Origin of the sequence: Robertmurraya phoenicis (assembly GCF_047302285.1) — a bacterium.
In the GTDB taxonomy this organism is placed as follows: domain Bacteria; phylum Bacillota; class Bacilli; order Bacillales; family Cytobacillaceae; genus Robertmurraya.
On sequence record NZ_CP154845.1, the window covers coordinates 4329538 to 4352866 of the forward strand.

Annotated in this window: 20 protein-coding genes and 2 pseudogenes; 5 read left to right on the top strand and 17 right to left on the bottom strand. The window is 35.2% G+C overall.

The genetic code is table 11. The annotated features are described in order from the left end of the window. Window positions 1–130 precede the first annotated feature (130 nt). The 11 genes from AA0X71_RS21620 to AA0X71_RS21670 form a co-directional block, all read right to left on the bottom strand. On the bottom strand, window positions 131–1291 hold the full coding sequence (locus AA0X71_RS21620) for a restriction endonuclease subunit S (protein ID WP_413357325.1): 1161 nt from the start codon (window positions 1289–1291) through the stop codon (window positions 131–133). Then, window positions 1288–2787 (bottom strand): type I restriction-modification system subunit M, encoded by a 1500-nt coding sequence (locus tag AA0X71_RS21625; RefSeq protein ID WP_413357326.1) that lies wholly within the window; start codon window positions 2785–2787, stop codon window positions 1288–1290. Before AA0X71_RS21625 ends, AA0X71_RS21620 begins: the two co-directional genes overlap by 4 nt. After that, on the bottom strand, window positions 2780–5200 hold the full coding sequence (locus AA0X71_RS21630; RefSeq protein WP_413357327.1) for an N-6 DNA methylase: 2421 nt from the start codon (window positions 5198–5200) through the stop codon (window positions 2780–2782). The genes AA0X71_RS21625 and AA0X71_RS21630 overlap by 8 nt, the downstream gene beginning before the upstream one ends. A 180-nt stretch (window positions 5201–5380) precedes the next feature. After that, on the bottom strand, window positions 5381–5923 hold the full coding sequence (locus AA0X71_RS21635; RefSeq protein WP_413357328.1) for a hypothetical protein: 543 nt from the start codon (window positions 5921–5923) through the stop codon (window positions 5381–5383). Further along, window positions 5901–7658: an N-6 DNA methylase gene (locus AA0X71_RS21640; protein WP_413357329.1), complete on the bottom strand. Its 1758-nt coding sequence runs from the start codon at window positions 7656–7658 to the stop codon at window positions 5901–5903. Before AA0X71_RS21640 ends, AA0X71_RS21635 begins: the two co-directional genes overlap by 23 nt. A 458-nt stretch (window positions 7659–8116) precedes the next feature. Beyond that, complete coding sequence (locus AA0X71_RS21645; RefSeq protein ID WP_413357330.1) at window positions 8117–8989, bottom strand: hypothetical protein; 873 nt, start codon at window positions 8987–8989, stop codon at window positions 8117–8119. Between the two features lie 83 nt (window positions 8990–9072). After that, on the bottom strand, window positions 9073–9264 hold the full coding sequence (locus AA0X71_RS21650; protein WP_413357331.1) for a hypothetical protein: 192 nt from the start codon (window positions 9262–9264) through the stop codon (window positions 9073–9075). A gap of 899 nt (window positions 9265–10163) precedes the next feature. Next, entirely contained in the window at window positions 10164–10844 is a 681-nt protein-coding gene (locus AA0X71_RS21655; protein ID WP_413357332.1) for an acetylglutamate semialdehyde dehydrogenase, read from the bottom strand. Then, window positions 10841–11212, bottom strand: a complete 372-nt coding sequence (locus tag AA0X71_RS21660) for a hypothetical protein (protein ID WP_413357333.1) — start codon at window positions 11210–11212, stop codon at window positions 10841–10843. Before AA0X71_RS21660 ends, AA0X71_RS21655 begins: the two co-directional genes overlap by 4 nt. Further along, on the bottom strand, window positions 11133–12263 hold the full coding sequence (locus AA0X71_RS21665) for a hypothetical protein (RefSeq protein ID WP_413357334.1): 1131 nt from the start codon (window positions 12261–12263) through the stop codon (window positions 11133–11135). Before AA0X71_RS21665 ends, AA0X71_RS21660 begins: the two co-directional genes overlap by 80 nt. A gap of 322 nt (window positions 12264–12585) precedes the next feature. Then, window positions 12586–12789 (bottom strand): helix-turn-helix domain-containing protein, encoded by a 204-nt coding sequence (locus tag AA0X71_RS21670; protein WP_413357335.1) that lies wholly within the window; start codon window positions 12787–12789, stop codon window positions 12586–12588. Window positions 12790–12950: 161 nt separating this feature from the next. Here AA0X71_RS21670 and AA0X71_RS21675 point away from each other — a divergent pair, with 161 nt between their 5' ends. Beyond that, window positions 12951–14312, top strand: a complete 1362-nt coding sequence (locus AA0X71_RS21675; RefSeq protein ID WP_413357336.1) for a transposase — start codon at window positions 12951–12953, stop codon at window positions 14310–14312. After that, window positions 14254–14799, top strand: a complete 546-nt coding sequence (locus AA0X71_RS21680; RefSeq protein ID WP_413357337.1) for a tyrosine-type recombinase/integrase — start codon at window positions 14254–14256, stop codon at window positions 14797–14799. Before AA0X71_RS21675 ends, AA0X71_RS21680 begins: the two co-directional genes overlap by 59 nt. A 385-nt stretch (window positions 14800–15184) precedes the next feature. On the opposite strand, the gene AA0X71_RS21685 is transcribed toward AA0X71_RS21680, so the two are convergent. Continuing rightward, window positions 15185–15379 (bottom strand): hypothetical protein, encoded by a 195-nt coding sequence (locus AA0X71_RS21685; protein WP_413357338.1) that lies wholly within the window; start codon window positions 15377–15379, stop codon window positions 15185–15187. Window positions 15380–15845: 466 nt separating this feature from the next. On the opposite strand from AA0X71_RS21685, the gene AA0X71_RS21690 reads away from it, so the two are divergent. Both AA0X71_RS21690 and galE read left to right on the top strand, forming a co-directional pair. Continuing rightward, complete coding sequence (locus tag AA0X71_RS21690) at window positions 15846–16049, top strand: hypothetical protein (protein WP_413357339.1); 204 nt, start codon at window positions 15846–15848, stop codon at window positions 16047–16049. Window positions 16050–16061: 12 nt separating this feature from the next. After that, on the top strand, window positions 16062–17045 hold the full coding sequence (gene galE, locus AA0X71_RS21695) for a UDP-glucose 4-epimerase GalE (RefSeq protein WP_413357340.1): 984 nt from the start codon (window positions 16062–16064) through the stop codon (window positions 17043–17045). A 196-nt stretch (window positions 17046–17241) separates the two neighbouring features. Here galE and AA0X71_RS21700 read toward each other — a convergent pair. From AA0X71_RS21700 to AA0X71_RS21720, 5 genes and pseudogenes are all read right to left on the bottom strand, one after another. Next, window positions 17242–17505 (bottom strand): annotated as a pseudogene (locus AA0X71_RS21700) (PTS glucose transporter subunit IIA). 153 nt (window positions 17506–17658) lie between these two features. Beyond that, window positions 17659–18063, bottom strand: a complete 405-nt coding sequence (locus AA0X71_RS21705; protein WP_413357341.1) for a hypothetical protein — start codon at window positions 18061–18063, stop codon at window positions 17659–17661. 27 nt (window positions 18064–18090) lie between these two features. Further along, window positions 18091–18849 (bottom strand): MurR/RpiR family transcriptional regulator, encoded by a 759-nt coding sequence (locus AA0X71_RS21710; RefSeq protein ID WP_413357342.1) that lies wholly within the window; start codon window positions 18847–18849, stop codon window positions 18091–18093. Between the two features lie 95 nt (window positions 18850–18944). Then, window positions 18945–20273: pseudogene (locus tag AA0X71_RS21715) on the bottom strand (6-phospho-alpha-glucosidase). 5 nt (window positions 20274–20278) lie between these two features. Then, on the bottom strand, window positions 20279–21898 hold the full coding sequence (locus tag AA0X71_RS21720; protein WP_413357343.1) for an alpha-glucoside-specific PTS transporter subunit IIBC: 1620 nt from the start codon (window positions 21896–21898) through the stop codon (window positions 20279–20281). A gap of 333 nt (window positions 21899–22231) precedes the next feature. Between AA0X71_RS21720 and AA0X71_RS21725 the strand changes: the two genes are divergently transcribed. Beyond that, window positions 22232–23329 (top strand): ABC transporter ATP-binding protein, encoded by a 1098-nt coding sequence (locus AA0X71_RS21725; protein ID WP_413357344.1) that lies wholly within the window; start codon window positions 22232–22234, stop codon window positions 23327–23329.

Here is a 23329-nt window from a genome sequence, read left to right on the forward strand (position 1 = left end):
AATTTGGTTTATACTAACACCTACAATACTATATTCTACTATCTAGTCCATTCAGCGTTTGATTTTGCCAGAATACCTATTTTTTGCTTAGATTAATCTTTCATAAAATGCTACGATAATAAATTAATATTTAATTTAACCTAAATTGCTCGATGAGAGATTTAATTGTATTTTCAATACTTGAAATAGTTTGATTCAAATCAAACTTTGATTTTTCGACATGTTGGACAAAGATTACAAATTGATTTTGAAGTTCTATAGGAGGCATGTGAATCATAATATTCTTTAATTTGGTCACATTGATTCCTGCCATTATAGCCCCTGCACTAACCATACTAATCTGAGTTTCTACAAAAGGGCTTATCCGTAGCTGATACATAAGGAATACAGGGTTAAATCTATTTTGATCCGCCCTTATACGAAGAACATCTGAGTGGATTATTCCGTCAGGGTATTTATCTGAAAACAGTGCACACATTCCTACATTTCCTTTACGTGACATAGCGATATCTCCTGGTTGTAATGAAAATGCTGCAAGTTGCTTTGCTTTTTCTGGTGTCACGAAATCCGTAGGCTGCTGGGCAAAAGCTGAATTGATTTGCGGTATCCCCCAAATTGCAACGCCACTTTCCACATATTCCGACTTACTTAATTGTGTGCCAAATGGACCGCACTTTATATGATCGGGATCCGCGCATGCATCCGATAGCTTTAATGCGGGCCAGTTGTAATCGTTAAATTCGAGATTACCAAATATCTCAAAAAATTGTGCTTTGACAAGATCATCAGTTAAATTTAGCAGATTTTTATATGCTTCTTTAGTATCTTCTGCAGTCCATAAGAGCTTTACAAGTTTTTCCTGTTCTTTAATTTCAGGTAAAACAAATTCATATTCAAGCAATATCTTTGGCGAAAGTCTTTTAGACATCGTTCCATCGGCAAATTTCTCGGCATATTCCCAAAAATTATCTGTATTTAAAACAAACGGAAGAAGTTTCATTATTAACTCATCTTTTGCTCTCAGTACTATAGAATCACCCGAAGTTATGCCATCAAAATTTACAACAGAAGCTCTCCTCAAATATACATTACGTCGAGCAACAAGAATATCACCTGCTTTAAATACTTTCATTGCTGACTTTAATAAATCAGTATTTCCATAGTTTTTTATTTCGACTTCACCTGAAATATAATGTTCAAGACCGACAAATTTATCATATTTGCAATTTGAAGGATTATCTTCACGTTCTGAAATTACATCAACAATTTCCCCTAACCTATATCTAATCATACTTCCTCACCACGATTCTCAACTAGCATATATTTTAATGTTTCATATGATTCCTTAAACGTATCACTACTGCTCAACCAACTATCTAGAGCCTCGTCAAGAGTGTATGACTCTTCACTGTCTTTTTCGCCAGTAACCGAAACATATAAAGGAATGCTCAATTTGCTCCTATACTTTGAAATCTGGTCAATCGATGCAATGGAAGAAAAACCTTCTATTTCAGTAAAATCGGTATACACTTTAGCAATTTTTTGAATGTGATCGTTTTCAAGATAGCTTTCTGCATTTTTCCGCGTTACTTCATTTTTGGCATTTATAAATAGCACTTGCCCTCTTCGTAATGGAGCTTTATTTGTGCGACAAATTACAATACATGCCTCCATTGGTGAATTAAAAAATAGATTCTTTCCAATCCCAATAACACATTCGACTATATCACTTTTAACCAGCTTTTCACGCATATCCTTTTCTTCATCACGAAACAAAACACCGTGCGGAAATAGAATGGCGCATCTGCCCGTTTTAGGGTCCAAACTTTTTAATATGTGTTGAAAAAACGCAAAGTCTGCACGATTTTGTGGTGGCGTTCCAAGGAAATTACGTCCGTACTTATCGGCAGAAAAAGCTTCTCGGTCCCATTGCTTAATCGAGTATGGAGGATTAGCAAGAACCAAATCAAATTGCATAAGCTGTCCATTTTCGATAAATGCAGGATTTTTCAATGTATCGCCATTTACAATATTAAAATCTTTTACACCATGAAGGAATAAATTCATTCGCCCAATTGCAGATGTCAGTGCATTTATCTCCTGTCCGTAAATTTTTACATTTCTCCATTCAAGACCCTTTTGCTTCAAATAAGCAATAGAGGAAATAAGCATTCCGGCACTTCCACAAGTTGGGTCATAAATGCTTTCACCAGATCGCGGCTTCAACATCTCTGTCATAAGATGAACGACAGTACGATTGGTATAAAATTCTTGAGCGGTATGGCCACTATCATCGGCAAATTTTTTTATTAGATATTCATAGCCTTGTCCTAATTCATCTTCAGGGCAGTTTTCCATAGAAAGTGTTTTTGATGAAAAATGCTCAATTAAATCTTTTAGTAATTCATCTGGCAATCGGTTTTTATTTGTCCAAGCACCGTCACCAAACACACCATGTAATTTTTCAACATTCGCTTTTTCAATTGCACGAAAAGCATTGACGATGGCGACACCAACATTTTCAGAAACAGATCGGACATCTTCCCAATGATACCCTTTTGGTACCATGAATCGATGGTTTTCTTCCCATTCTAGTGCCTCTTCATCACCGTCATACTCTTTCAAGATCTCTTCACATTCTTCATCGTAAACATCACAAATTCGCTTAAAAAACAAAAGAGGAAAAATATATTGTTTATATGACCCTGCGTCAATATGGGTGCGAAGAAGGACCGCAGAGTTCCATAAATATGCTTTTAACTCATCGATTGTAATCTGGTTACTCACTGATATATCCTCCTTCAATCAATAATCTTTTAAAGTTTTCTTCTGCAGCAATAGCATCCTCAAGAGCTTGGAAGAAACTTTTCTTTACTTCTTTAGGAGAGGTTATTTCCTGCGCTGTTTTTTCAATGTAACTATTAACGGATAACGTATAGTCTTTTGCTTTAATTTCCTCGAATGTCGCTATTTTCGACTTTTCGATTACATTTTCATAATTTTCATAAAGATTATAAGTATCTTCAACATTTTTTTCTGTCATGACGTTCTGTGCGCGCTGCGGTGTATAGATTTGTGAAGCATCGACAAAGAGAACCTTACCTTTATGTTCAGCAGGCTTGTTGTTATTCAGGATAAGAATACACGCCAACACACCTGTGCTATAAAACAATCCTCTTACAAGCGTAATAACACCCTCAAGTTTATCTGATTCAATGAGTTTCTTCCTAATTTGGCCTGCTCTTCCTCCATGAAACAATACTCCTTGTGGTAGTACAACAGCACAACGACCATTCTTTTGATCCATTGATTTAACCATATGTTGAAGCCATGCAAAATCCGCACTTGAATCTGTTGGACTACCCCATAGGTTACGTCCGTATACATCTGAAGAGAATTGATCTGCCCCCCATTTTTTTAATGAAAAAGGCGGATTGGCGATAACACAATCAAAAGTTTGTAATTCACCACGATGTAAGAATACTGGAGAGCGTAGAGTATCCCCTTGTATTATTTTAAAATCACGAGCTCCGTGCAAAAACAAGTTCATTCTTGCAATTGCGGAAGTGGCAATATTCTTTTCCTGGCCGTAGATTTTACCATAAACTCTTCGATCATTATTCATATTGCGAATGGCTTCGATTAACATTCCACCCGTCCCACAGGCTGGGTCATATACGGTTTCTCCTGGTTTTGGATCAAGAATTTTGACCATTAATTTGACAACGGAACGAGGTGTATAGAATTCACCTGCATTTTTCTTGGAAAGGTCAGCAAACTTCTTAATTAAGTATTCATAGCTATCTCCCATCACATCAGATGAATAATTCTCATTACCAACTTTGATTTTGGACATGTGCTCAACAAGATCTTTAAGCCGCTCATCTGATAACTTGTTTTTATCGGTCCAGTTAGCATCATCAAAACTTGAAAATACTCCAAATAACGTGTCTGGATTAGCACGTTCAATTCCAACCATTGCATCTACGATGGCTTTTCCAACATTTTCAGATTTCTCACGAATATCGTTCCAATGGCACCCATCAGGAATAATAAAACTATGGTTTTCAGGGAAAGAGGCATACTCTTCATCTCCACCTGATTCTTCAAGAGCTTTCACGGTTTCTTCATCATAAACATCTGATAAACGTTTAAAGAATAAGATTGGAGTTACATAGCTTTTATATTCATCTTGATTTATAGGACCACGAAGAATATTACAACACTCAAATAAGTGCGAGAACAGCGCTTGGCTAGTTGTCTTCTCATTCTTGGCAAAACTCATGTTAAGATCATCATCAGCTACACCAACAGCTGAAGCGATCATTTTTTCTCGACTTCCAGTTTTTACTTTCTTACCATTTTCTGATTTCGTAATGGCGACTGATTTGTCTCCATTTATTGTCTCTAACTTTGGAGCATATACATTTTCAAAGTCTATTAGAATTTTCATTAAACGCTCGTCAAGGAAAGTGAGCGCATGTTTCCGAATATCCGTAGGTATACCATAGTAGGCCTCCGCTATACCACCAGTTATTGCAGCTAGTGTATCGCTATCACCACCGATAGATATAGCATTTCGAATAGCATCCTCAAAACTAGTAGACTCAAGAAATGCCATAATCGCTTGAGGTACAGTGTTTTGACAAGTTTCATTAAACACATATGAATCACGAATACTGTCTAGAGTAAAATTCATTGAGTAGTAATGATCATTAATATAGTCCCTGATTTCGAGTATGTTTTTCCCGGTTTTTGCAAGAAAGATCGCAACAGCAGTAGCCTCTGCCCCTTTCATTCCTTCTGGGTGATTGTGAGTGACTTCGGTTACCTTCTTAGATAGTTGTTTTGCTTCTTCTAACGTCGAGGCAGCAAAACCACATGCGCTCACACGCATGGCAGCTCCATTACCAAAGCTTTTATACGGTTGAGGATTATCAGAATACATCCATTCGTTAAACATTCCACCATACCCGGAATCGGGATATGGACGTCCAATTTCTTGCATGCAAGACACAGAAAATTCGTTTAACTTATGATAATCACCATTACAGTCAAGAATAGCTTTAGCAATCGCTAATGACATAATGCTATCGTCAGTGACAAAGCATTTGTATGTTAAAAAATCAAACTCTTTTGTTTTAATATTATTCCATTCAAAACGAGAACCAACAATATCACCTATTATTGCACCTAACACTACTGCACCTCACAATTTTAATTAATCTATTCATAAAGATACTAGAAAAAAGACAACTCATTTACCAAATGATATTTCTACTATCAATTTTACATTCCTCTTAATATTCCCATATAGTATTATATATGTTTTTAAACTATTAAAAACTGGAAATGATTTTCACACTAGTAGACAGAGCAATTAACACGGTTCAAGGTATCCAGTATGTAATAATTCACTTACTGCCGATTTGAGACTAGATTTAGTCATTTTCAGTTCATTATTAGCAGTGAGCCTTATAACACGAGGAAATCCCTCGTTTGTTTCGAGATGAGTGATGATACTTGAACTTTCTCCTTTGCCCACAACTGAGTGCGGTAAGGGACCAAATAATACGGCTCTGTATTTAGGATTATACTGTAACTTATTGTAAGGATATGTCTTAGCTTCATCATACCCTAAGCAGAGTTCAATCTGTTCTTTTGGTATTCCTAAATCTTTCAACGTGCCAATTATAACCTGAGGTTTCACCTCGTTCCTACCAATAATCAAAATCTTACCGTCAGGATAGGATTCAAACTTATATGCATCTTTTTCTTCTGGGAACAGGTCTCCCATTCCAATTGATATTAAATATTCCTGTAATTTGTTTTTCCTACCCGCTGCCCGCAATTCAGAATGCAAACGATAAGATGCTTCAGCAATAATATCGAGGAGCTGATCATTCGTTATTTTCATCTTCATCACAGTCCTCCACTCGGTTTAATAAATTGGCCTTCTTATCTTTAATTTTTTCGAGTTGTTTTTGAAGAATTACAATGTCATCGCAGAGTTCATTGTACTCCGACGCAATTCTTTCTTGCTCCTCACGTGAAATATTTGGAATCCTTAATTGATTCAAGTCACGTATACTGATGCTCATCATAGCTGAACCTTTTGCAAGTTTGGAAAGTTGAGCCTGACCAGGTTCGCTCTCTAGGAATGCTTTTACAAACACTGGATTAATCTTATCTTCATCCAACTCAATAAAATAAAGATTCCCGTTTGCTAGAATTTTTTCACCTGGTTCAACGTGAGCCAAGCCGACCTTAAAAGGAGAACCTATCTTTGACAGAATCAAATCGTTGTTATTAATACAATATTTTTCATAGCGAGGAGCAATGGTCTTCAAACTCGGTAATTTTTCACCGATTAAGCCCTCACTAATATTCTGAAGCATTAAATAATGCAATCCGGTTGATTCAGAAGTTGCTAGTTCATCCAATTCAGAGGACTTAATTTGTGCCCCCCTAGAAATTCGGATGCAAATATCTTCAAAAGTAATTCCATCAAAGGCCTCATCCCTGGAAAGTATAAATCTCTGTGGATTAAGAAAGTACTCTTCTCTTGCAATTTCTTCCGTGGAAACAACTCTGCTAAATTCTGAATCTGCATTATAAAATTCCATAATGTGAAGAATATCATTTTCTTCAAGGGTATTCTGGCGTCTGCCTTTTGTAAAAATTGATGATGCATCTACCATTTTTACAGTCTGACTTTTATTTTTTCCCAGTACTAACATCGTCATTGGAATCCCAGTTCCTGTGAAAAGACGTTCTGGTAGCAAAATAACACCCTGGATATATCCAGATTCAATAAAATACTTGCGAATCATTTCATCTGAACTATTCCAAGTACCCGAGTTCGTCATAAGGACAACCGCCCTACCAGAATCAGTAAGATTATCTAGGACTGCGAAATTATAAATCCAATCTGAGGATATATTTCTCTTCATATTTCCAAAATATTTTCTTAAAGTAGGGTTAACATCGATTTTCTGTTTTAATTGTGCTAGCTTCATTCCAATTGGATAGTTAGAAAAGATTTTGTTAGCTCCAATTTCATTACATGACTTTGCCAGCATATCCCCTTGAACTACTGTAATATTATTTTCAGCAACAAAATCTCTAATATTTGCAACAACTACGGACTGAGTATGAATTTCTATACCGAAGTACTTTGCAGAATTTTCATTTGCACTTGCTGCAGTCAAAAAGTTATTTAAGCCAGAACCCATATCCAACACCCTATCGCCTGGCTTAATGTCGAGAATATTGATGGCCAGATTGATGATACCCTGTGGTGTTACGTACTCACTTACTGCTGAATAACGATTTGGTTCCGCAAATAATATATATGAAACAAGAACATCTTCTTCATATTTATCTGTCAAATCAAAAATCAAATTCCCAAACTCAAAAGCTACATTTTTCAAATAGTGAGCAGTTGTTTCATCTTTAATCTTCTCAGAAATTACAGATGATAAAGTTGTCGTTTCTTTTTCCTCCGTTTGCCTCCAAAGCAGAGTTAAAAACGCAATAGAAATTCCCTTTACTAAGTACTCATCTGGTATACAAAAAGCTCTCAACGAATTTGTAAGCGTCCATTCAAAATTAGTGAAATCAGTGTTTTGCAATTCAATATATTTCTTTTTATCCAAAATTTTTCCCTCCACTTGATTTTATTCAATATCTTTATGGTTATTGTAAACCATAAAGATATTGATGTAAATATGGTTTTTTAAAACCATAATAGTTTTGTTAACACCAAACCATCTCATGATATTTAACTCAATATTCAAAAATAGAACCAAGATTGTTTTAAAATACATATTTTCGTCCTCGGTAATCCCTTAGACGATATCAGAGAAAATCTCCATTCTTGTTACTTGAAAAGTTATATTTATAAATGTCAAATAGTCCCTACCAAATATAAGGAAGGGACTTCAGCTATTATTTGAAAATAGAAGTAGCAGCACGTTGTGGACATAACTCTCTTGTTTTTCTAATAAATTTTAGTCAGCAATCATTTAGATGCATTCTAAACATCTCTATCTGTCTACGGGTATAATTTGTTTTTTAAATTGCTACTCGCTCTCTTCCTTTAAATGTGGTTGCGCTATTTATCAAGAACTTTAATATAAATGTACCCATCAGGCTTAGCCCATAAGCTCAGGTCTTCTCTCTTGGACAAATACATAATAAAATGTTTTGTTAAGGCATGTTGCCCATACAATAATTCATTAGGTAACCCTTTTCCTACTAGATGATTAATCAAATCAAAAATAGGTACATATTTCCTTTTTTGTCTAAGAAAAGTGTATATTTCCTCCTTGTAAAAATCAATGTAACTAAAGAAATCAATTTCACCTACAAGTACCTTATAAATTTCCTTATGTTTTAATTCATAATTGAATTCACCTATGTTGATATTATATTTATTTTCCGATTTTTCTCCCCGTGTTTTTATTTTATAAATTTTTGAATAAAGTAAATTAATCTGTCTCGATAACAAAGGAAGTCCCATCCTTAACATTTCTTCAATATCCTTAGGTAGAATTATTTTATTTATATTTTCCTTAAGGTACTTCGGAAGTGCCCATCCTTTATCATATTTCTGTAACAACTCATCCAAATCAAAATTGATATCATGAATACCTCTCAATACATCTTTTGCAATGTTTTCTGGTATTTGTAGTTCTTCAATAAAGTGAGTGCTCCCAATATTTCTTTTTTCTTTTGTTTTCCTATTAACTAGAACAAATTGATGGCGAAGGCATTTTCCACACTCACATTTAATATTTTTCTGAACTGATCCATGATCAACATATTTGTAAAATGCCCAATCCCTTGTTCCTTTATATTTTGCTAATAAATTAGAGAAATAGGATCGATAACGTCTTCCAACTACTATAAAGAGAGTTTTCTTTTGTTCTTTTGTCAACTCTCTTAATATAGTTGCTCTTTCTGTCTTTGTAAGATACTTTTTCAAGTAAATCATCCCCAAATTAAATTATTAAGCCTTAAAAGGTGCCATTATTATAGCAATAGAATAGAAAAAAACGAATCCCCCTCCTATCCTTTTCTATTTTTCCATTTTTCTTTCTCAACTTGATTTTCATTCTTCATATTTTCGAGCAAATCTACCAAATCTGAGAAAGCTTCCTTTCGGGATTCGTATTCCCCAACAATCTTCACCAAACGATATTTTCCTTTACGATGCTCAAGAACACTATAAGTAGAACTAGTTACATAATGAATTTCCAATACATATCTCTCCCTTTTTATTTGTTCGTATATATACTGTACAAATGAACTCGAATAACACACGCTACTTTAGAATTTTGCTATTTTAATAATTTTGATATTAATCTTAATGAAGTTTATGATTTGAGGTCCTTTTTTGTAAAATGGCATTTTTTGGATTTACCCATAGGGATTGGATAGAGGACTAACAAAAAATGATTAGGAGATTTTAAATAATTTGTTTAGAAAAATTTTCGATTGATGTCAATAAATAACCGTTGTTATAGAAATACACTCCTATCTTTTTATGGCAGGAAACTCTTAATTCTGTTTTGACCACAAGAGATGAAAACTTTAACAGGCTTTAATCAGATTAACTGTGCAGAAGTTAAATGTTTTAGACATAGTGAGAATCGGATAGATTCTCTGTCGTTTAGTCCTGTTATGGTCTAAAAGATTGTCTAGAACGATTTGTGCATAAATTATATATCTTTTAGACAAAAGCAGATGGAACCGCAATAATGATAGTTGGTTATATGCTAGTATCTACAAAAACTATTTGAGACACAAAAGGTTTCAGCCTTGATGCTGAAACCCTTGAGAAATCTAATATCTAGAATATTATTTCGGTGATCGAAGTCGAAAACGCTTTTAGATTTCCCCATGCATTAATAGTAATACCCAGTTACATCATGCCGCCCATTACGCTTTAATCTGTTATATCTTTAACTTATTTCACGAATCCGTGATATTAGCGTATTTTTCAAATTATAAATTATAACATCTCTACCTACTTTTCACATCTTTTTGTAGGATTGCATTAAACAAATGTTTAATATAACATTGTTATGCCCATTTATGTTTCAAAGCTAAAGATACTGAATATGTGTCATTATATTCGCATTAAAAAAGCCCTATTATTAGGGCTTTATTAGATTTTGATTAGGATGACTCGTTATTAGATGACTAAATGAAATATCGTTTTTTAAAGCAAACATTTTATCAATGATCAGTTCGTTAAATGACTTACCATTAGCTAACTGCTCAAAGTCATTGAAATTGAAATCAATTATATATGTTTTTTTATCTGATAAAAGAAGCTTTTTTGTTAATCCTGTAGCGTCATTCCATCCGCTTCCTGATAGACCATGATAACTAAAGAGAATTCCTAATTGATTTTGGGTATAGTTCATAAGGGATGAAAATTTCCCAACCCAAGTTGAGGAAACTGAAGAATTATAGTTCTTACACTCTGCAAGGAAATTGTCCTGGATTATTATCAAACCTTGTGCTTTTAAGAAATTTCCTTTTTTACTTAGTCTAATTAGTATGTCTATTTCATTAGAGGAAGTCCTAACATTTTTATATCCTTCAAAAATAACTGATTTATCAATTATATAGTTTACAAGATCTTCAAGAGCTTTTCCTTTTTCCTCGTTTGTGGCTCCTGATCCATTTACATCTTTAAAATGCTTTAGTAATTCATTGTATTTAACAAGTTCTTTTTCACTAAATCTTAAAAGGCTTGAACTCTTCTCGATTTGATCATCCATCTCTGCTAAGAGATATTCTTTAATATCTATCCCTTTAACACTAATCATTCTGTAAGCACCTTATATATCACAATAATACTTTCTATTGGTATAATGTCATTCTCGCAATTTCCACAGGAGTATTCATCGGGTAAGTCATTAAGACTTTCATAAATCTCTCCTGTTGAATATTTGCACTTAGGACAGTAGATTTCATAACTTTTTGCTATTATTCTGAGCCCTTCAATTTCATCTAGTATTTCATATGCTTCCTTCATTTCAATGCCAACACTTCTAATAAAAGCCCCGGGGTAAATATATTTTCTCTTCTCCTTATTATAAAGAGAAAATAACTTACTAAACTTCTGAGCCTTGTTCTGACTGAGCTTCTTGTTTAAGATACTCTGTTCTATTGTCAATAAGGTATCTTGTAACATTGTTCATTCTCTCCATTTCAGCATTACTACCATAGTAATAGAGTAGTGTATACTCAGGGTTAAAAGAAAATTTCACCTTTATAGCTTTTGACTTTACCTCATTAGTCCAGGTTAAAGATATCCAAGGTAGAGAAGCAGTTTGTTCTGTCTCCATAATAAAATTATTCAATAATGACTTGATTTCTTTTGTTTCATTATTGGAATCGAACAATACCGTGTTGTCGTCAATTAAATTTTTTAATTCCCCAAGCAAAGGTAACACAAATTCATCATTTATACCTGTATCAAGAATAGCCTTTGATCCAGTAGCTAAATCCATTGCTTGCGCAGTTACCTTTACCTCACCATCACCAAAGAGATGTGGTCTAATAAATTCAATCACTGGAGGTAAATTAACAGGTGCCAATTCAAGATTCAGATGTCTTTTTAACCAGGCTACTACATATGATATTTGTCTTATATAAAAAAATTCGTCTCCGTTTTTAAAATATCCTTTAATTTTATCTAAACGGATTTCTAACGTATTTAATTCTTTATGAATCAAAACAAGAATAGTATACTTCACGGTTTTTTCATTATTTTCTCTAATTGGAAGATACCCTGTAACTTTGTTTGAGAACTTTAAACAATCGATTGTATCATTTATTTTTCTAAATGTTGGTTTAGCAGTAATATTATCATCAGAAAAATCTGTACAAACATCAGTATTTTCAGGGGAATATGGTACAATTGTTCCTCTTTCAATTAACCTTTGCAAAAATTCATGGTTGTAATTGTTAAGAGTAAATAGTGTAGCATATTTATACGCATTAAAATATTCAAGATCTTCTATATGTTTAATTGTATCATTAGTTTTTAAATTTAAAACAGTTAATAGTTGACCAATGAGTGAGTCTTCTTGGTCTATTTCAACAGATTCGCCATTAGCAGAAAATAGATCTCCCTCGGATGAAATAACATTATTTCCTTCAAGTTTCTTTTTGACTTTTTCTTGCAAATATTTTGGATAAGTTGATTCAATTGTTGTTATTAAAATGTCTTTGTATTCCACGCATATACCTCCTACCATTATTAACCTTTCCTATCAAATATATAATAACTGAAAATATAATTAAACTAAAACTTGTTATAAATTCCCATTCCTTTAACTACCTTCACAAGCTGCTACACACTTTTTGTGTTCGGATCAGTGAGCTTTGACTGGCCAGCCATTTCTTGATATCGCTGTCTAGTCGTATCCGTAGAGGCTTCTTTTCAAATTGTAATAATTCACTAACTTGTATAGACAGCCTGATAACGAGCAAAGGTTAACATGCTTAAATAGCAAATATGTACATTCAAAAAATGACATTTAAAAGACTTATATTATTTTCTTACCGTGATTTATTTTGTGCCTCATTTGCTAACCATTCCAAAAAGTCATCTTTTAATACTCTTTTACACCTACCAATTTTAATTAAAGGAAAATCATTTTGAGCCATTAACTCATATGCGGTGGGCTTTGAAATCTTTAAAATCTCACTAACATCTTTTGCAGTCAATATAATCGGATACTCGTTTTTTATGTTATTACTCAACTTTCGCACCTTGAAAATCGACCTTGTTTTAGGTCTATCAAAGCTTTAAGAACGATCACTTTGGGTGCTTGACAAGTACATTTAAACAGAAAAAGCACCTCAATCTTTGGTATAGTGGAATTGACTAGAAACCATTACCACAAAGAAGAGGTGCCTTCTCTATGATAAAGGAAAAACACTCGAATGAGCAACTACCAAATGAACTTTCTGCAGTATTCTCTGAATTACAAGTATCGAAGTACCTTCGCCAAGCGGGTATTCGAAAAAACTTTGGGTTTTCATGTGCCTATCTGTTTCAGCTTGTTTTTAGTCTGATCTTTCATCAAAAAAATTGGTTTGCCCTTGTCACTTCTAAAAAGAGCGAGCGTTATCCGGGCAAGGATACCGTCTATCGTTTTTTAAATCATTCCAAGTTTGCTTGGCGGAAATTTCTTTTATTCTTTAGTACAGCTACCATTCAAAAGGTCAGCGTGCTTACATCAATGGACCGTCCAAAAGTGCTCATTATTGATGATTCTACGTTTGATCGAAATCGTAGTAAGAATGTGGAGTTGCTTGCCCGTTGTTTTGATCATGCTTCTTTGAAAATGCGATTTTATAAAGGATTTCGAATGCTTACATTAGGCTGGTCAGACGGTCATACTTTTATGCCAGTTGATTTCTCTTTACTAAGCTCAAAAACGTCTTCTATTAATGGAATCAACGAAGAAATTGATAAACGAAGTTCCGGTTACAAGCGCCGTGTCGAAGCTCTCCAGTCTGCGCCTGATCAAATCCCAGCGATGATTGAACGGGCAATATCCAATGGTATCGAGGCATCTTACGTTTTGATGGACACATGGTTTACTCAACAACCTTTAATTCAGGCAATCGTCGAACAAGGGCTTGACGTTATTGGTATGGTCAAAAATGCAAAGCAACGTTATCAAATTAATGGTCAAATGGTTTCATTAAAAGAACTCTATCGATTAGCGTCACCACTTCAAGGAAAGAAAGGGCTTCTTCGTTCGGTCACGACGATGATGAAAAACGGGGTACCCGTTAAAGTCGTGTTCGTTCAAAATCGTAATAAGAAGAGTGAATGGCTTGCCATTCTAAGCACGGATTGCACACTCTCCGAACAAGAAATTGTCCGTATTTACGGCATCCGTTGGAATATTGAAGTGTTCTTTAAGACAACGAAATCGCTCCTTCGTTTACAAAAGGAGTTTCAAGGACGCTCGTACGACCTACTTATTAGCCATACAACAATTGTTTTTACTAGATATATCATTCTCTCGTGGCAAAATCGTTGCCACACAGATGAACGCACATTAGGTGGTTTATTTTATGACCTTTGTGACGAAGTAAATGAACTTGATTGGGCTGTCGCATTGCAGCAATTAATCGAGCTTCTTCAAGATGTCTTGAAGAAAACAAATAAACAAACACAACAATTACTTAAAAATCAACTATCACAATGGATTGCAGGTCTGCCTAGTTATATCAGAGCTTACCTGCCTAATTTGGTATGCGAAAGTTGAGTCATTAACATTAAAAACTGGGGAAGGTGTTAAGGTAAAGTCTACAAAAACAGAAAGAACAAGGGTAGTTAGTATTCCCTCTTCTATAATGAAATTACTTAAAGACTTGCAAATTAAAAAAGATGAGGAGAAATTCAAGTCTAAAGAGAACTGGATTAAGTCATGGGAAGGTGTAGAAAGAAATTTTGTTTTTTCATCAACAGGGTCTCTGGGGCGTCCTATGCGTCCAGACAGTGTTTCCCAATGGTGGAATAGATTTTTGAATAGAAATAGTCATTTAAAAAGAATTACCTTTCATGGACTTAGACATACATCTGTTTCTTTGCTAATCGATAAAAATAATGCAATGAAAATAATTAGTGAACGTATTGGGCATGCAAAGATTGGTACTACTATGGATATATATGGACACTTGCTTGAAGAAGCCGATAAGAAGGCAGCAGATTCTTTGAATGAAATATTTGATGATTTAGGTATCTCCATTTAACTATCCATATATTAGATAGACATAAGAAACTTGCCGAAAATTTGCCGAAAAACTCAGTAAAACCATATTTAATTAATTACTCTAGTTTGAATTTAATTAACTGAATAACCTTGTAAATCAACGTTTCCAATAAAAAAAGTTGTGAAAGAACCTATTTTCATGCTTTTCCTAAACTGTAGGTCGGGGGTTCGAATCCCTTCTGGGACGCTTGAAGAAATCCTTTTTTATAAAGGATTTCTTTATTTTCATCGAATAAAATTGGCTTTAATCTATGATTGGGACCGAAAGCGAATTTTATCTATCTTTGATGAAAGCAAGACCATTAACAGTTCCTTCAAGTTTGATAGGACAGAATAAAAACGCTTGACACTAAGCCTAAGCGTTTTCAAACGGAACATTGCGAGAGCATAATAATTCCACCTATAATTATTACTAAAGTAATAACTTTTGATAGGCATCCACCTTTTGTTAATGCTCCTAAATCTCCGACCATTGAGCGGTTAACAGCGTTTGAGAAATTGATCATTGGGTTTTTCTTATATTCTTCTATTTGCTTTTTTTCTTGGTCATCTCGCTTCATGAAACCACCCTTAAATTGCACTTTATAGAATCTTAGACAAAACAGGTTATAAAGAAATTTCAAAGAGTAGCAAATCGTAATCAGAATATTGAATGGAAAAGAGATATGTTAATACTGAGCTAATACTTTGATATATAAAAAATCCCCTTCGCTCCCCTTTAAAATTATAATTACGTAGTCACTCAAATTATTACACCAGAATTCACCTCGACTAAACTCCGCTGTTTATTGGGATTCGTAATAGTATCTATTTATTAAAGTTACCGCTTAACACCAGCATTTAACTTCACTATTTACTTCGTTGAAAAAACCCATATTCCTCTACATTATTTAACATTCCGACACTTTTCTAGCAAAAAAATAACCTTATCATTCAAGAAGAGTACTTGTATGGTTAAATTGTTACTATAAAAAACATCCAATATAATGGTATAATTAGGCAATTATACACAGAGGTGGTTACCATATGATGATAGAGGAAAATGTCGGAATGTTAGGGGCCTTTGCACTTGTTCCGATTTTAATGATTATTACATATATAGCCCTTGTCGGATTTACTATTTGGTTTTGCGTTAGTCTGATTAAAGCACAAAGAGAAAGAAATCAAATTTTAAAAGATATCTCAGCTAGATTAAATCAAGTGAATCTAAATAAGAAAGAGCAACGATAACGGAGGATTTATATGAGTGTATTGGTTTTAGGCGGGGCTGGTTATATAGGATCTCATGCTGTTTATCAGCTCATAGACCAAGGTGAAAAAGTTGTCATTATTGATAATCTCGAAACTGGACACGAAGGGGCTATCCATCCAGAAGCAACGTTCTATAAAGGAGATATTCGTCATATCGATTTCGTTCGCTCTGTATTTGAGAAAGAATCAATTGATTCCGTTCTCCACTTTGCTGCTAATTCATTGGTTGGGGAATCGATGGAAAATCCCCTTAAATACTTTGATAACAATGTGCACGGTACCCAGGTGTTACTCCAAGTGATGACTGAATTCGATGTTGGCAAAATTGTCTTCTCTTCAACAGCTGCAACCTACGGAGAACCAAATACGATTCCGATTACAGAGGCGCTGCCCACGAACCCAACAAATACATATGGGGAAACGAAATTAATGATGGAAAAAATCATGAGATGGGTCGAGAAAGCACATGGGATCAAGTATGTTTCTTTGCGCTATTTTAATGTTGCTGGGGCTAGAGAAACGGCTGAAATTGGTGAGGATCATCGGCCCGAAACCCATTTAATCCCACTCCTTCTCCAAACCGCACTGGGGCAGCGGTCACATATTACTATTTTTGGAGAGGATTACGATACAGCAGATGGTACATGTATTCGTGATTATATTCATGTGGAAGATTTAATCGATGCTCATCTATTAGCTCTAAAGTATTTAAGAGAAGGCGGAAAGAGTGATCTCTTCAACCTTGGAAGTAGCCAAGGATTTTCTGTAAAAGAAATGATCGATACAGCAAGACGTGTCACAGGTAAGGAGATTCCTGCCATCAGCGGCTCGCGAAGAGCAGGTGATCCGAGTACTTTAATTGCAAGCTCTGATAAGGCAAAACAAGTCTTAGGATGGAATACCGGTCGAACAGCTATTACAAAAATAATAGAAGATGCTTGGAAGTGGCATTCTACGCATCCCAATGGTTATTGAAATAAATATATGGCCAAAAATCCTGACACCAGCCATAGTTGGTATCAGGATTTTGCATTACTAATCTAGCTCTTTTTTAACTACAGGAAATGTAGCGGCAATTACTTGGTGCATTTCATAATTTTTAATCTATTTCTGCGAGAATCTCTTGATAAATTTTTATACCTCATTAAATTGTGATATCAATTTTTAAAATTCATTTCAAGAAAAAAATTAACTCAAGGTCAAAAGTAATAAGTTTATCCCCAACCTTCACTATATCACCTTGTTTAACATGTCCATTAAAACCAACCCCATTTAAGGCGACAGTTTCTTAACCGATATGAATTGCTGCTCCATCCCCAAGAAACTTTGTACTAAAAGCCTGATCTGGTACCTCTTCAATTATTCGAATTACCCCTGTTATTGGGAAAAGAACAGTAATTGAACTATCCTTTTTGCCAAAGAGTTTATTTATCAAAAATTCTCCTCCGGTCTAAACAATGATTAAAAGATGAATTTGAAAAAGTACGTCTATAATTTCTGTATATAGAAGAGATTGATTATTAAAATTCAACTCAATGATGTTTGATAGAATCGTTCGTTTTTCGGATTGAAATGAGCCATAAAAAATTTAATTAGATGATAAGAGAACTCTAAGGAGCATATTTCCTGAAAAAACAATACTAAAAAGTAATGCGGAAACAATGATGGTCTCTGATGGTGTTAGAGGTTTACTTTTCGGGTCTAATGAGAGATTTAGTTTTGTTAACAGTGCAAGAATTGCTAGCACTATGTTCCCTACAATTAACTGGGAGCTTAAAAAGAAATTCAGGATCTTCTCCCCTTTGCATTTTTTCTTCTGGCCTTCTTGAAAGATATGATAAATTAAGTGACCCCAGAAGGGATTAAGAAGACTAACTACTAGCATGACAGCGGATACAGGCTGTTCAATGAAAAGCTGTTTCAGTGTTACTTCTTGAAGTTGTAGTAATAAAATCAAATAGATGAGATAAATAACTGGAATAATGACTTTCAAACCTACGATATTGCGGTAACATCTTGGTCATGATTCTTCATCACCTCTTAAGGAAAAATTCAGATATCCACGATAAAGCAAGTCAATAACAGTAAATAACCCCATAAATGATTTTTGTTCTGCGCTATGGTAATAACCTAAATCTGTTGATTGATAGTAGATATTAAAGGTTGATAGCTCTGCTAAATGATTATTATTGAAACTAGTAATAGATAATGATGGTACTTTTTTAATCGACAATTGTCTCAATAGACTAACAATATTTTGCACATCACCACTTAAAGAAATAAATATAACTAAGTCATTCTTTTCAATCTTCGGAAGCAGGATTTCAAATTCTTTTACAGCAGGTATTATAAATAATTTCTTTTTACAAAGGATGAAATGACGTGATAGCTCTTCTAGGGCATTCCGCTGGCCCCAGCCTGTAGCAAATCCATAAATCGTGTTAGCGCTGTTAATTTTTTCGTAAATGGCCGTCTTGTTGATACTGTCGAACAGCTTTCTTGTCATCTCTATCTCATTTAACTGCATGTGTGTAAAATCTATATTCTGAGTTGGTAGTTCCAGTTCATGCTTGAGGCTATACTTAAATTCACTATATCCACTAAAGCCAAGCTTCTGAGTCATTCTTAGAATAGAGGATTTTGAAATTGCACATGCTTCCGCAAGCTCCGTAATGCTCATTTGTTTACATTTCTCGATATGGTTTGATATATAATCGAGTACATACAAGTCATTCTCTGACAATCTATCATAATATTTATTTAACAGATCCTTGATCAACGACATCGCCCCCTATTAGTAGTATACCTACTAATGGAAGAATCTTCATTAACAGGATAATCAAAAGCCTCAAGAATCGTCTTGAGGCTTTTGATTTAACGAAGCTCAGGCCAATAATCTTTATTTGCTTCCATTAAATCATCTAAAATTTGCTTTGCCACTCGAGCATTGGGAACTGTTTTTGAAAGGATAAGAGCCTGCCATAACTTTTGATACGAACCTTCCTCCCAGGCTTCAACCACCAATTTTTCAACAGCTAATTGCTGTTCCATTAATCCTTTTTGAAATCTAGGAATATCCCCCTGTGCTAAAGGCTCAGGACCAAATTTTCCCACAATACACGGGATTTCCACCATTGCCGTTGGGTCAAAATTATAGATGGCTCCTTTATTCTCAACAATTAATAGCATTCTTTCTTTTGTGTCAAAAGCAATAGCACGAGCCAAATCAACAATATAGGATGCGTGTTCGTCAATTTCTAGCTTAGCACCTTCAGTTGAACCAATCTGGGCTATTCTGTTGCATTCACTGAACACAAATTTTTCCCGACCGTCCATAACTTGATTCGCGCGAGTATAGTTCGGATCAGTATGATCTACCTCATCCTAAGGATATAGATAGTATTTTAGATACGTATTGGGAAGTGTATCTGGATCAACCGAATAAACATCCTTCACTTTTCTAAATGTAGCAATCCAACTGTCATCTATGTGCTGTTGGCCTTGATTTCCTGTTACATCATATCCAAACTCCTTTACATGATCTTTCAGCTTTGGCATTAAGTCCCTTCCAGACTTGTCACGTATATCTGTCCACCACCCAAAATGATTCAATCCATAGTATTTGACCGTCATTTCTTTCCTAGATTGTAATCCTAAAATCATGGCCATCAAATTCTCAATTGAGATTGGCATATCACAAATGTTTAGGATTTTGGAGTTTGGTCTTAATTTTCTCGTTGCCTCAGCCACAATAGCTGCTGGATTTGAATAATTTAGCATCCATGCATTCGGCGAGTACCTCTCCATATAATCTAAAATTTCAAGGACTCCACCAATTGATCTCATTCCATATGCGATGCCTCCAGGACCACAGGTTTCCTGGCCAACCACCCCGTATTTCAATGGGATTTTTTCATCTTTTTCTCTCATCGCATACTTTCCAACACGAATATGCGCCATAACAAAGTCAATATCTGTGAAACCAATTTCTTTATCAGTTGTTGCTAAGAAATGAATGTCAGGAGCCTTTTCTTTGATAATAATTTCACATGCATCTGCAATTTGCCTTTGGCGTTCCTCGTCATTGTCGTATAATTTAATCTGGCGAATCGGAAATTTATCTAAGTTCTCCAAAAGCATTAATAGAATTCCAGGAGTAAATGTACTTCCTCCTCCTGCAATTGTTATCGAAAACTTGTTCATGATTATTACTCCTTCTTATTTGAGTCTTTTTCTAGTAGTAATTCAAACTGTTCTCGTACTTGAGCAACCGATAGGCCAACTATGACCTGTATCGCTTTACTATTTCTAACGACACCATGTGCACCGCCTTCTTGAAACGCACTATCAGATTTAACTTTTTCAGGATCCTTCACACTAAGTCTTAACCTTGTCGCACAGCTATTTACTGATACTATATTTTCGGAACCTCCCAATGCATCAAGGAATATGACAGCCTGATCCATGTATTCTACAGTTGCCGCGATTTCTTTTTTCACTTCTTTTGAGAATTTATCAGCATTCTTCTTATCTTGATAGTCTTTCTTTTTATATAATTTTGTCTCTGACCCTTTTTGTTCTCTACCTGGTGTAATAAATCCAAACTTCAGTATTAAGAATCTAAATACCACAAAATAAATAACCGTGAATGCCAAACCAATAATAATTTGTGTAACATATGTTCCACCGTGGTTTGCAAAAAGCGGAATCCAGTTTTTCGACATGATTTCGATTAGACCACCACCCATATCACCGACAACTCCGAAGGCAAACAAGGTTGCCGATAAAGATGCTGCAAGTAATGCGTGAATGAAAAATAGGACCGGGGCGATAAACAAGAAAGTAAACTCTAGTGGCTCCGTAATACCAGCAAATACTGCCGTTAATGTGGCAGGGATTAATAATGCTGCAACTTTCTTTTTGTTTTCTTTCTTTGCGGTGAAGTATATGGCTAGAGCAATACCTGGTGCAGCGAATACTTTAGAATTTCCATACAATCCAAAGCCGCCTTCTGGGAATAGTGTTTTGAGAGATTCACTAGACTGGGAAAATTCTGCAAGATGTTCCATAAAATATCTTACAACTCCACCCTCTACGACAGCAGGGCCATACATGAACGGGGTATAAATAAAGTGATGCAATCCTGTTGGGATGAGTAACCTTTCAAGAAAAGTATACAACCATACACCAAATGTTCCAGACGCCGTTAAGAAGCCTTGTAGAGATTCAATACCGCCTTGTATCATTGGCCAAATCCAAGCAATAACAATAGCGACTGGGATCATGACGAAGTAGCCGAGGATAACAACAAAAGCTGACCCCTGAAAGATTCCTAACCATTCAGGCAGTTTTTTATCAAAGTACCGATTGTGCAACCAAACAACAATGGCCGAAATGAAAATTCCACCGATGATTCCTGTATCCAATGTTTTTATTCCTGCAATCATCTTCAATCCACTTGTTCCACCTGCATCTTGTGTAAAATCTACACCAAATGTGGTGCCGAAATGCTGTAAAATGGTCGATAAAAAATAACTAAAGGTTAAATAAATAATTACTGCTTCCATAACCGCTCTAGCATTCGCTGTTTTGGCAAGACCAACAGCAATCCCGATAACAAATAGCAATTCCATTTGGTTGAACACAGTCCATGCACCATTTTCTAAGACAGACCACACACTGTACCATGCTGTACCCTCAGCAGCGATGTCCCCCATTATTTGAGGATTCTTAAACAAAATAGAAATAGCCACCATAATACCTGAAAAAGCAAATAATAAAACCGGTGTGAACATTGCACCACCAAAACGCTGAATTTTTTCCATCATATTAGTCACCTCTCTTTTTTTCTTTCACAGTTTTATATAATCATTGATTGTAAGGGTTTACAATAAGTTTGATGCACTTAGGCAACTTGACCAAACTTAGAAAAAATTCTCAAAAGACGGGATATTTCCCATCATTTTCTAAATTATAAAGGTCTTAACTTGTTTGTTTTGAATTGCCAATACGGTTTTTATTGGCATTATACATATCCTTCTCAGTCGGCACTTTGCCTAAAAAACCATTCTATATTTTTGTGCACGATGCCATTGTCCAAATTTGTCACAAAAGTTAGACTTAACTTGTAAGCCTTTTCAAAATATAGGGAGGTTAAATGAATGGCAGAATTGAAATTGGATCACATTTATAAAATATACGACAATAAAGTAACAGCGGTAGAAGACTTCAATCTAAAAATCGAAGATAAGGAGTTCATCGTTTTTGTCGGACCATCAGGATGCGGAAAATCAACGACTTTACGTATGATTGCAGGACTTGAGGAGATCTCAAAAGGAGATTTATACATTGATGATCGCCGTGTCAATGACGTTCCCCCTAAGGACAGAGATATTGCAATGGTTTTCCAAAACTATGCCCTTTATCCTCATATGACCGTGTATGATAATATGGCATTTGGACTAAAGCTTCGGAAATTCTCTAAACAAGAGATTGAAAAGCGTGTAAATGAAGCTGCGAAAATTTTGGGTCTTGAAACATACTTAACGCGTAAGCCAAAAGCACTTTCTGGTGGACAGCGTCAGCGTGTTGCCTTGGGTCGTGCGATTGTTCGTGATGCAAAGGTGTTCTTAATGGATGAGCCTTTATCCAATCTTGATGCAAAACTACGTGTACAAATGCGTGCGGAAATTGTGAAGCTTCACCGTCGTCTTGAAACAACGACGATTTACGTTACACACGATCAAACCGAAGCGATGACGATGGCTACTCGTCTTGTTGTCATGAAGGATGGAGTCATTCAGCAAGTTGGAGCTCCAAAAGAAGTATATGAAAATCCTGAAAACATCTTTGTTGGTGGATTTATCGGTTCTCCTTCCATGAACTTTTTCAATGGGAAAGTTGAAGAAGGAAAATTCGTTACAGGCAATACATCGATTGCGATTCCAGAAGGAAAAATGAAGATGTTACGTACACAAGGATATACAGGAAAAGAAATCGTACTTGGAATTAGACCTGAAGATATTCATGATGAACAACTATTTATCGAGGCATCTCAAGGTTCAAAGCTCCAAATCCATGTTGATGTTGCAGAGCTTACCGGGGCAGAAACGATGATCTACTCTTCTCTTGAAGGACAAGATTTTGTTGCTCGCGTGGATTCACGTAGCCAGCTCTCACCAGGACAAACGATTGATGTCGCATTCGATATGAACAAGGTACATTTCTTCGATAAAGAAACGGAAATGAGAATTCGATAA

Bases quoted from the DNA above. Each gene is read 5' to 3' on its own strand.
- AA0X71_RS21720 (WP_413357343.1), bottom strand. From the start codon at position 21,898: ATGATGGAAAAAATTCAGCGTTTTGGTGGTGCAATGTTCACACCGGTT.
- AA0X71_RS21635 (WP_413357328.1), bottom strand. From the start codon at position 5,923: ATGAAGATGAAAATAACGAATGATCAGCTCCTCGATATTATTGCTGAA.
- AA0X71_RS21725 (WP_413357344.1), top strand. From the start codon at position 22,232: ATGGCAGAATTGAAATTGGATCACATTTATAAAATATACGACAATAAA.
- AA0X71_RS21655 (WP_413357332.1), bottom strand. From the start codon at position 10,844: ATGATTAGTGTTAAAGGGATAGATATTAAAGAATATCTCTTAGCAGAG.
- AA0X71_RS21660 (WP_413357333.1), bottom strand. From the start codon at position 11,212: ATGTTACAAGATACCTTATTGACAATAGAACAGAGTATCTTAAACAAG.
- galE (WP_413357340.1), top strand. From the start codon at position 16,062: ATGAGTGTATTGGTTTTAGGCGGGGCTGGTTATATAGGATCTCATGCT.
- AA0X71_RS21690 (WP_413357339.1), top strand. From the start codon at position 15,846: ATGATGATAGAGGAAAATGTCGGAATGTTAGGGGCCTTTGCACTTGTT.
- AA0X71_RS21620 (WP_413357325.1), bottom strand. From the start codon at position 1,291: ATGATTAGATATAGGTTAGGGGAAATTGTTGATGTAATTTCAGAACGT.
- AA0X71_RS21685 (WP_413357338.1), bottom strand. From the start codon at position 15,379: ATGAAGCGAGATGACCAAGAAAAAAAGCAAATAGAAGAATATAAGAAA.
- AA0X71_RS21675 (WP_413357336.1), top strand. From the start codon at position 12,951: ATGATAAAGGAAAAACACTCGAATGAGCAACTACCAAATGAACTTTCT.